Genomic DNA, 1,036 nt, shown 5'->3' with positions numbered 1-1,036 from the left:
CGGTGAAAGATGAGCATGCGTCCCATTAGCTAGTTGGTAAGGTAACGGCTTACCAAGGCAACGATGGGTAGGGGTCCTGAGAGGGAGATCCCCCACACTGGTACTGAGACACGGACCAGACTCCTACGGGAGGCAGCAGTGAGGAATATTGGACAATGGGCGCAAGCCTGATCCAGCCATGCCGCGTGCAGGATGACGGTCCTATGGATTGTAAACTGCTTTTATACAGGAAGAAACAACTCTACGTGTAGAGTCTTGACGGTACTGTAAGAATAAGGATCGGCTAACTCCGTGCCAGCAGCCGCGGTAATACGGAGGATCCAAGCGTTATCCGGAATCATTGGGTTTAAAGGGTCCGTAGGCGGTTTAGTAAGTCAGTGGTGAAAGCCCATCGCTCAACGGTGGAACGGCCATTGATACTGCTAAACTTGAATTATTAGGAAGTAACTAGAATATGTAGTGTAGCGGTGAAATGCTTAGAGATTACATGGAATACCAATTGCGAAGGCAGGTTACTACTAATATATTGACGCTGATGGACGAAAGCGTGGGTAGCGAACAGGATTAGATACCCTGGTAGTCCACGCCGTAAACGATGGATACTAGCTGTTGGGAGCAATCTCAGTGGCTAAGCGAAAGTGATAAGTATCCCACCTGGGGAGTACGTTCGCAAGAATGAAACTCAAAGGAATTGACGGGGGCCCGCACAAGCGGTGGAGCATGTGGTTTAATTCGATGATACGCGAGGAACCTTACCAAGGCTTAAATGTAGATTGACCGGTTTGGAAACAGACTTTTCGCAAGACAATTTACAAGGTGCTGCATGGTTGTCGTCAGCTCGTGCCGTGAGGTGTCAGGTTAAGTCCTATAACGAGCGCAACCCCTGTTGTTAGTTGCCAGCGAGTCATGTCGGGAACTCTAACGAGACTGCCAGTGCAAACTGAGAGGAAGGTGGGGATGACGTCAAATCATCACGGCCCTTACGCCTTGGGCTACACACGTGCTACAATGGCCGGTACAGAGAGCAGCCACTGGG

The 1,036-nt window shown here is 50.1% G+C and carries 1 rRNA gene; it reads left to right on the top strand.

The features are described from left to right. A 16S ribosomal RNA gene (locus ACNQGX_RS18340) occupies positions 1–1,036 on the top strand; the annotation flags it as partial.

This window comes from Flavobacterium glycogeni (assembly GCF_048286775.1).
In the GTDB taxonomy this organism is placed as follows: Bacteria; Bacteroidota; Bacteroidia; order Flavobacteriales; family Flavobacteriaceae; genus Flavobacterium.
The sequence above is the reverse complement of the archived record's forward strand: the minus strand, read 5'-3'. Positions and strand labels throughout refer to the sequence as shown.